This window comes from Saccharomonospora saliphila YIM 90502, assembly GCF_000383795.1.
In the GTDB taxonomy this organism is placed as follows: Bacteria; Actinomycetota; Actinomycetes; order Mycobacteriales; family Pseudonocardiaceae; genus Saccharomonospora; species Saccharomonospora saliphila.
Genome location: NZ_KB912687.1, coordinates 45,877 through 55,170 on the forward strand (window position 1 = coordinate 45,877; position 9,294 = coordinate 55,170).

At 67.7% G+C, this 9,294-nt stretch carries 8 protein-coding genes; 2 read left to right on the plus strand and 6 right to left on the minus strand.

Annotated elements, in window-relative coordinates; all coding sequences use genetic code 11:
- Nucleotides 1-749 (plus strand): helix-turn-helix transcriptional regulator (locus SACSA_RS23060; RefSeq protein ID WP_019816605.1); only part of this gene is annotated, 749 nt, incomplete at its 5' end.
- 138 nt (nt 750-887) lie between these two features.
- On the opposite strand, the gene SACSA_RS24175 is transcribed toward SACSA_RS23060, so the two are convergent.
- The 4 genes from SACSA_RS24175 to SACSA_RS0114440 all read right to left on the minus strand — a co-directional run bounded on the left by SACSA_RS24175 (nt 888) and on the right by SACSA_RS0114440 (nt 5,581).
- On the minus strand, nt 888-1,493 hold the full coding sequence (locus tag SACSA_RS24175) for a LamG domain-containing protein (RefSeq protein ID WP_232212960.1): 606 nt from the start codon (nt 1,491-1,493) through the stop codon (nt 888-890).
- Nucleotides 1,494-1,826: 333 nt separating this feature from the next.
- Nucleotides 1,827-2,174, minus strand: coding sequence for a hypothetical protein (locus tag SACSA_RS0114430; protein WP_019816607.1), 348 nt, complete (start codon nt 2,172-2,174; stop codon nt 1,827-1,829).
- Nucleotides 2,171-4,462 (minus strand): polymorphic toxin-type HINT domain-containing protein, encoded by a 2,292-nt coding sequence (locus tag SACSA_RS0114435; protein ID WP_019816608.1) that lies wholly within the window; start codon nt 4,460-4,462, stop codon nt 2,171-2,173. The genes SACSA_RS0114430 and SACSA_RS0114435 overlap by 4 nt, the downstream gene beginning before the upstream one ends.
- Before the next feature lie 114 nt (nt 4,463-4,576).
- Nucleotides 4,577-5,581, minus strand: coding sequence for a slipin family protein (locus tag SACSA_RS0114440; protein ID WP_019816609.1), 1,005 nt, complete (start codon nt 5,579-5,581; stop codon nt 4,577-4,579).
- Between the two features lie 212 nt (nt 5,582-5,793).
- On the opposite strand from SACSA_RS0114440, the gene SACSA_RS0114445 reads away from it, so the two are divergent.
- Nucleotides 5,794-6,939 (plus strand): Mrp/NBP35 family ATP-binding protein, encoded by a 1,146-nt coding sequence (locus tag SACSA_RS0114445; RefSeq protein WP_019816610.1) that lies wholly within the window; start codon nt 5,794-5,796, stop codon nt 6,937-6,939.
- A gap of 544 nt (nt 6,940-7,483) precedes the next feature.
- Here the strand turns inward: SACSA_RS0114445 and tatB are convergent.
- Together tatB and SACSA_RS23070 are read right to left on the minus strand one after the other, a co-directional pair.
- On the minus strand, nt 7,484-7,909 hold the full coding sequence (gene tatB, locus SACSA_RS0114450; RefSeq protein WP_019816611.1) for a Sec-independent protein translocase protein TatB: 426 nt from the start codon (nt 7,907-7,909) through the stop codon (nt 7,484-7,486).
- A gap of 46 nt (nt 7,910-7,955) precedes the next feature.
- The coding region (locus SACSA_RS23070; protein WP_019816612.1) for a S1C family serine protease at nt 7,956-9,294 on the minus strand (1,339 nt) is incomplete at its 5' end.

The following is a 9,294-nucleotide window of genomic DNA, read 5'->3' on the forward strand; positions in this document are numbered from 1 at the left end:
CGGGTGAGGCCGCGCTGAGGGCGCTCGCCAAGCTCGACCAGGTGATGCCGCCCCGGCTGCGCGCCGAGGTGCGGGCGGTCCACGGCGCCACCGAGACGCTGGTCGCCCCCGGGGTCGAGATCGACGCGGAACTGCTGGTGACCCTCGCGCGGGCCTGTCGCGACGCCGTGCGGGTGCGCTTCTCCTACCCCGACCGGGACGGCGGCGAGGGCGAGCGCACGGTCGAGCCGGTGCGGATGGTGGCCACCAGCCGCCGTTGGTACCTGATGGCCTGGGACCTCGACCGCGACGACTGGCGCACCTTCCGCCTGGACCGGATGCGCGAGCTGGTGGCCACGACCTGGCGCGTCTGGCCTCGGGAGCATCCGGACCCGGTCGCCTACGTTCAACAGTCCGTGACCGAGGCGCCGTACCGGTATCTCGCCCGGGTGCGGCTACACGCACGGCCCGAGCAGGTGCGCGAGCTCGTGCCGCCCCAGGTGGGGCGCGTCGAGGACGACCGCGACGGGTGGTGCGTGCTCGTCGCGGGCGGCGACGATGTGGACTGGATCGCCCTGCACGTGGCTCGGCTGGGCTTCGAGGCGGAGGTACTGGAACCGCCGGAGCTGCGCGACGCGGTAGCCCGACTCGCCCGGCGTCTGGCGGCGATGGCCGGGAACGCGCCGGTTCCCCGGCCAAGCGGGCCGATGCGCACGGACGTCGAGGCGGGCGACTCGCTCGAACGGTGGCGCGACGACGAACGCTCCTGACGATTGAGGTTAACGCCGCGGCATTGATGAAGCGGCCACCCCAAGCGACGCCCTGGCCAACTGCACGGGAAGACCACTGAGCAGCTTCCGCGAACCCATCCCAAGCCCAGCACATCGCTCTGCACTGTGGCCGAGTAGTTAGTCCGGATATGACGAGTAGAGCGCGGAGATCTCATCGCTGGTCAGGCTCCTGTTGTACAGGCGAACATCGTCCACGAGACCCGGCCATTTCCCGGAACGAGAATCTTGCGGCGCGCCGCTACCGATTCGGAGCCCACCGGTCGCGTTCCATGTATTCTGCACGGTTCCATCGTCCACGCGAAGGCCGTTGTGGTAAAGCCATACACGCGACGCCTCCGCGTCGTAAACGCCGACCAAGTGGGTCCATAGGCCCGGTCGAGCCTCCATCACGGACTTCGCATCCTCTGTAACTGTCGCCTCAGGTGTGTCCGACTCCGGCATCGCGAAGAACCAAGCGCCGGACCTGCTCCGATCATCGTACACATGCCCCAGCCTGAACTTGCTGGTTTTCTCACCCGCGGCGCTGACGGCCACGAGCGTTCCACCGTCCTCCTCGAGCATCACCCAGGCCGCTACAGTGAAACTGGTGTCAGTACGCACGCCGAGGGTTTCTGTCGACACGAAGTCGTCCACTCCGTCGAAGGAGACCCCATTACCGATTCGCCCCTGCACAAATGCGGCTCCGTTGTGCACAGTCCCATCCTCGCCTCCTGCGAGGTCCACGGTCAACGAACCCGACTCCTCATCGAGCGGGTAGTGATGCGTAAGCGCCGCATCGGCGTCAGACCGCGCCGTCGCGGTCTGCTCAGCGCTGGCGACCGCCGATCCGGAAAACGCCGACAATCCCCGCCGCGAGCACGGAAACGGTACGCAGCACTGAGCAGCGCCCTCTAAATAAGCTTAGATGTTCCTTTCTCAAATTCGAGTTGCCCGGACCCGGTCACACTGGCGTCGCCACCATCAAGCACCGCGCCACCCCACGATCAATCAGCCGACACAGGAAAAAGCGTTCTAGATCGATGAAACGCCTACTCAAAAGCAGTTACGAGACAGTGTTTAGACTTGTCTGTTCATCAACGATCGGGCGACATCGTTGCCTGCTCCCGTGTTAGCGATCCAGGCACGACTACCCAGCTTGGGTTCCCAAGAGAGGCGCTCAAGGTCATCGAGCACCAACTGGACAACTTCGCTGGCCTCCCCTTCCCACGGCGAAAACCCTTCTGCGGCCAGTTCGCCGAGCTGGATAAGTTCACTCTCGAGCAAGAAGTGAAGCAGTTCGGCGAAGAACCCCTTCCACGGGCGCCTCTTCACCTCTTCCCGCGCAGCCCAGATGAGCTGATCGATAGGGACCCAATCGTCCATACCTTCAATCAATACTTCGGCGTAAACACGGCTGTCAATCATGACAAGTGAATTTTCAACGGTTTTCCGCCACTACCAGGCTGGATATCTATTGTCTTTCCACCAGATGCAGATGCTGTCTTCCATTGTATCACGGTACCGTCCTCGAGTTGATATACCTCGGGGATCTTCGGACCTCGCGCCGGGAGCTGCTCAGCACCAGCAGTCCAGCGCTCGAACGCATCACGCATGGTCTGCTCATCAGGCATCTCCCGAACGTGTTCCTGCCTTCCCTTCGGAAGGTTATCGAACTCGGATTGCCACGCGCCTCCACACGAGCCGTTGCTGTTGTGAACGAGTATGGAATTTCCGTTCGCCAGAACATGGTATGTGTGTATTCCATTGATCGTGAGGTTGTGGACCTGGCGGAGTTTCGTGGACGTGTCTGTGGCTACGACCTCGACGTGGTCGCTGGTAGCGGTGCGGAGTTCGTTGCCGGGTTCGACGTCGCGGGCGTCGAGCCAGCGGCCCTGGTCGTCGACCCAGAAAGGGTGCAGCGTCGTGGCCATGACGGCCGAGGTCTCGTCACCGGCCGCTCCATCGACGTCCACGGTAACTTCGACCAGGTTCTTCATCCCGTGGTCGACGATGGTGGCGGTGACGGTGCGGGGCCCTTCCTCACCGGTCTCCGGGTCGGTGGCCCATACCTTCTCGCCGATCTCGACGTCTTCGATCGGCTTGGTAGTGCCGTCCGCCATGAGCACCCGGGTGCCGGGCACGAAGCTGTTACACGACGGTGCCCGCGACGCTCTGCCCGCATCAGCCGCCTCATCGACGTGCCGACCCGACCGAAGCAGTGCACCAGCACGGCCGACCGGAGTCAACCCGACCGCGAGCCAAAGGCAACCGTCCAGCTTACCCTTCAGGCACGCCTCCGCGTCAGCTAGCCCCGACAGATCGTAGGCCAACTCACCCAAATCGATACTAAATGCAGCGCTATCCCTGCCCGGCACGAAACCGCAGTACCGCACCGACGTACAACTCCGCGACGTGTCCCGAGCCGGAGGCGGCGGAGGCGACAACGGCGGATAACTGACCGTCGCGCCCCCCACACGACTCCCCATCCCGCAGTAGATCCCATCCGGACCACAACCCCCACCGGTCGACGGCGCCGGACTCGGAGAAGAGACCGGACCCGAGGGCCTCTCATCACACTTGTAAACGCACCCCTCCTTCGGTGAATACACCGGGTGCGCCCCCTGCCCCTTATAACCAGGGTCTCCAGGACAGATGTTGATATCGCAATAGGCCAGCCCGGTCGGATCGGAAAACGTCACCGGGTTGTTGTTCGAATACGTATAGCCGTGCATCCGCTGCGGATCCGTCGGATCCATCAACGGATCCACCGACAAGAACCGCCCCAACCCCGGGTCGTACTGCCGCGCCCCCAACGTCGTGAACCCCGCCGACGCGTCGACCGTCCCCCCGACGAAACCCCGCTCCCCGGGGAAATCGACCTCCTCACCACGCTGACCACCGAACGGCAACTGCCACCGGCGCGTCACCTCCAACGACCCCGCCCCGATCGCGAACCGCGACGTGCCCTGATGATCACCCAACAGCCACGTCAACCCCGCCTCGGTCCGCATCGCCACCGTGGAACCGGCGAACTCGTAGTACCGCGTCGTGGTCGTCTGGCCACTCTCGCGGTCCCACCGCAACTCCTGCCCCTCCAGATACGCCGTCACCCCGGACGGATCCCGACGCAGCAACCGCTCACCATCGGCGTCATAGACGAACTCGGTGCCCTCGTCCCCCTCGACCGTCTTGGCGAGATTGCCCTCGGCGTCCCAGTCCAGCGTCTGTTCGTCACCTGCCCCCGTCGTCCGCGACACCGTGTTCCCGGCCTCGTCGTAGGTGAACGCGTCCAACCTGGTCGTGCCACCAGGCAGATGACTCGTCACCGACTCCAGCGCCTGCCCACCATCCGGGTACGCGTACTCCCGCACCGTGTCCCCAGCCGCGTCATGCTCGGTGCTGGTCACCCGATTGCCCACGACGTCGTAACCGAACGACCGCCAGTACGGCGCCGGGCCCCCCAGATCACCAACCTCCGGACCGGCCCCGCAGTCCCCCATCGGCGTCCACGCCTCGGTCAACCGCCGCAGATGGTCGTACTCGAAACACTGCACGTCAGCCTGCTGCTCACGCGGAGTGTCCGCGATCGAGGTGATGTTGCCCGCCGGGTCGTACGAATAGTTCGTGTCCGCCTGCATTGGCTGCGGCAACTCGGCATCCACGATCGTGCGGTGGAGCCGCCGCGTGTGCTCGTCGAAATACCGCGCAGCCACACCCTCTCCCCGGTCTCGCCGAGCTGCGTCCGCTGCAACTCGCCGTACCGGGTGTACTGGGCATGCGGAACCGACAAGTAAGGAGAAGCAACCCGCCGGAGAGTGAGGAGAACGCTATCCCCGCACGGGGTCGTCGAACTCGCCGTCCGCCTGTGCGGTGGGTACGGCGGCGACATCGCGGATCTGCTCGGCGGCGTCGGCGGGCTCGGACGGTGCCGGGACTCCGCGCGAGGTCAGCCCGGTGCCGAGCGCCTCGCGGTCACTCGCGGGCTCCGGCTCGTGCTCCACGCCGCGAGCCTCGCTTGGGCGGTCCGCACGCTGTCGGCCCTCGCTCGGCTGGTCCTCATTCCGCCGGGCGTCGCGCTTCGACGCCTCGTCGAGGAAGCGCAGCATCTCCACCGGGAACGGCAGCACCAGCGTGGAGTTCTTCTCCGCGGCCACCTCGACCACGGTCTCCAGCAGCCGCAACTGCAACGCCGCTGGGGTGTCGGCCATGCGGGCGGCGGCCTGGGACAGCTTCTCCGAGGCCTGCAATTCGCCCTCGGCCGAGATCACGCGGCCACGACGTTCACGCTCGGCCTCGGCCTGACGCGACATCGCGCGCTTCATCGTCTCGGGCAGTGCCACATCCTTGATCTCCACACGGTCGATGTGGATGCCCCAGCTCGCGGCCGGGCTGTCGATCATCAATTCGAGCCCCTGGTTGAGGTACTCGCGGCGGGAGAGCAGGTCGTCCAGCGAGCTCTCGCCGATGGTGCGCCGCAGGCTCGCCTGCGCGACCTGCAACATCGCGAAGCGGTAGTTCTCCACCCCGACGATCGCCTGCACCGGGTCGATCACCTTGAAGTACACGACCGCGTCCACCCGCACGGTGACGTTGTCCCGGGTGATGCCGTCCTGTCCCGGCACAGGCAGCGTCACGATCTGGAGGTTCACCTTGTGCATGTGGTCGACGCCCGGCACGATCAGCTGCAATCCGGGCTCACGGGGCAACCGGTGCACCCGCCCGAAGCGGAACACCAGCCCGCGCTCGTACTGCCGGACGATCCGCACCGATGAGGCGAGTCCGAGCACCAGCACCAGACCGACGATGACGACGATGGTGAGCAACGCTTCCACTCGTCTGCCCCGCCTTCCCCGGGTTTGTACCGTCCGGTCCCGAGACCGAGGGCACTACTCCGATCGTGTCAGGGTGTTTGTGATCCATATTACACGGTGGGCCGCGGAGTGCCGGGGCGTCGCGGCCACTGCGACAGCCCGCGACCTACGGGCACGTAGCATGAGGGACAGCAAGCGCAACCACCCGCGACGAAAAGGTCGGTGCCCGAGCAGTGACCACCACAGAACAGACCCCCAGCGTCGAGGACGTGCGCACGGCGCTGAACGACGTGCACGACCCGGAGATCCACAAGCCGATCACCGAGCTGGGCATGGTGAAGGACATCACGGTGGGCGACGACGGCGTCGTCACGGTCGAGGTCTACCTGACGGTGGCCGGGTGCCCACTGAAGGAGACCATCACCCGCGACACCTCCGCGGCCGTGCAGAAACTGGACGGGGTGCGCGACGTGCGGGTCGAGCTGGACGTCATGAGTGACGAGCAGCGCACCGAACTGCGCCAGAAGCTGCGCGGTGACGCCGAGGAGCCGGTGATTCCGTTCGCCCAGCCCGGCTCGCTGACCCGCGTCTACGCCGTCGCGTCCGGCAAGGGCGGGGTCGGCAAGTCCAGCGTCACCGTCAACCTCGCCGCCGCGATGGCGCGCAAGGGCCTGTCGGTGGGCGTGGTGGACGCCGACATCTACGGCCACTCGGTGCCGCGCATGCTGGGCGCGGGCGAGAAGCCCACCAAGGTCGAGAAGATGATCATGCCGCCGCAGGCGCACGGCGTGAAGACCATCTCGATCGGCATGTTCACCCCGGGCAATACCCCGGTGGTGTGGCGGGGGCCGATGCTGCACCGGGCGTTGCAGCAGTTCCTCGCCGACGTGTTCTGGGGCGACCTGGACGTCCTGTTGCTCGACCTGCCGCCGGGCACCGGTGACATCGCGATCTCGGTGGCGCAGCTCATCCCGAACGCGGAGATCCTGGTGGTCACCACGCCGCAGCAGGCCGCCGCCGAGGTGGCCGAGCGCGCGGGCGCGATCGCGTTGCAGACCCGGCAGCGGGTGGCCGGGGTCATCGAGAACATGTCGTGGTTCGAATCGCCCGACGGGTCGCGGATGGAGCTGTTCGGCTCGGGCGGCGGGCAGACCGTGGCTGACTCGCTGTCGAAGTCGGTCGGCGCGGAGGTGCCGCTCCTCGGACAGGTGCCGTTGGACCCGAAGCTGCGCGAACAGGGCGACGCGGGCACGCCGCTCGTGTTGTCCGAGCCGGAGTCCCCGGCGAGCACGGTGCTCACCCAGGCCGCGGAGAAGCTGTCGGTCCGCGCCCGCGGCCTCGCGGGCATGATGCTCAACGTCACCCCGGCCGGCCGCTGACCCACCCAACCCCGCGAGTTGCCCCTGGGTGCCCGCGAGTTGCCCCTGCGTGCGCGCGAGTTGCCCCTGCGCGTCCGCGAGTTGCCCCTGCGTGCCCGCGAGTTGCCCCCGGTGCACCCGCGAATTGCCCAGTTGTCCCTGGATACGCGCGGTCATCGCTGGGCGCCACGCGGATTGGATCCGTGCTCCACACCTTGCCCAGCACGTGCGTGTCACCGCTGCGCGTCCGCGCTGCCCTCGTGTGCGTGCAGCGTGGGTGCGGATGAGCGACAGGCTGCCCATGGTCGGCTTCTGCATCCGGTGCTGGCGCGCTCGGCTACCGGATCGCTCACAGGAACCTTAAGTCTCGAAACGCACCCGTCGAGGCGGGCGCGGAGAGGAAGGGCTAGCCACGCAAGGCAGCTCCTCCAGGTCCTAGGAGCAGCTCACGGACGCTCAGGGGCAACTCGCGGACCTGCGAGAGGCAACTCGCGGGCAGCCCAGAGGCAACTCGCGGGCCGGCGAGGGGCAACTCGCGGGCCTGAAAGGGCAACTCGCGGGTGGGTCAGGTGGCGTCCGGGTCGACCGGGGGCTTTTCGCCGGGTGGCAACGGCTCCGTGCGTGTGGGGCTCGCGGACGAGCCCTCCGCGTAGCCGTTGGGCTTCGTCGCCGCCGAGCCGTCGCCACCCGTGCCGTTGATGTTGTCGAGGCCCAGCGGATCGTGGTCGCCGTCGAACAGGTGCTGGGTGACGGCCCGCTTCGGATCGAAGTTGCGGAGATTGCGCAGGTCCTCGATCGGCTTGCGGAACTCGTCGAAGTCGGTGCCGACCTCGTCACGGAGCTGCTGGCGCGCACCCGTGGCGAAGTCGCGGACCTTCCGTACCGAACGTCCGAGCCAGGCCGCCGCCTCGGGCAACCGTTCGGGACCGAGGATGAACAAACCAGCGACGATGAGGACGAGGATCTCGCCCCAGCCGATGCTTTCGAACATGGCCACACCTTCCGCGTCGCACCCGGGACGGGGAAAGCCTACCTCGTCAGTCCGACCCGAGGGTGACCTCGACCGTGAGCGGCCGCCCACCCCGCACCAACCGGACGGGCACCTGCTCGCCGATCTCGTGCTCGCGGACCGCCACCGTCAGCTCGGCGGCGTTGCGCACCTGCCGGTCGCCCACCCGCGTGATCACATCGCCCTCCGCGATCCCGGCACCGGCCGCAGGCCCGCCTTCCACGACGTTGCGCACCTGCGCGCCCTGCGAGGTGTTGGCCGACACCGACGCCGCGTTCACGCCGAGCGTGGCGTGGGAGACCTCGCCGTCGCGGATCAGCCCCTCACTGATCTCGATGGCCTGGTTGATCGGGATGGCGAAGCCGAGGCCGATACTGCCGCCCTCACCGCCGCTGCCCACGGTGCGGATCATCGAGTTGATTCCCACCAGCGCGCCGGTCGAATCGACCAGGGCACCACCGGAGTTGCCGGGGTTGATGGCCGCGTCGGTCTGGATCGCGTCGTAGGTCACGGGCGGGTCGCCGTTCTCCCCCGGCGCGGTCACCGGTCGGTGTAACGCGCTGACGATGCCCTCGGTGACCGTGTTCTCCAGACCGAAAGGGGAGCCGATCGCCATCACCGCGTCCCCGGCCGCCAGCGCGTCCGAGTCGCCGATCTCGATGACGACCGGGTTGGCGACGTCGACCTTGAGCACGGCGAGGTCGGTCTTGGGGTCGGTGCCCACGACCTGCGCGGGCGTGCGCGTGCCGTCGGTGAACACCGTGGTGATCTCGGCCTTGCCGGCGTCGCCCGCCCGCGCGACGACGTGGTGGTTGGTCAGCACGTACCCCTGGCCGTCGATGACCACACCGGAGCCCACCCCGCCGGACTGGCCCGACTCCACCTCGATGGAGACCACGGCCGGGGCCACGCGCCTCGCGATGTCGGCGACGGAACCGGCGGGGCGTTCCTTGCCCTCGCGCGCTTCGGCGATGTTCAGTTCCCCGGTGAGGGTGTCTCCGGCGGTGGCCAGCGCCCACCCGACCGCGCCGCCCAGCGCGCCCACCACCAGCGCCACGACCCCGAGCAGGGCCAGCGCGGTCGGCTTCACCCTGCGGCCGAAGAGGAGCTCGGGCACGCTCAGCTGCGGCCCGTGCGGACGCTCGACCTCCCCGTCTTCCCGCTCGGTGTCCCGCTCGGCCGGACCGCCGAGCACGGCGGCGGAGCCGGGGTCACGCCAGGGGTCGGCCGGAGAGGTCCACAACGGCTCGTGCTCAGGCCCATCCGGCGCGCCGTCTCCGGGATGCGCGTCGGCGGGCCGCTGGAGTGTGACGCCGTCCTCACCGGCGGAGCGGCCGAACGCCTCGGCCAGCGACGCGGGCGGAGCG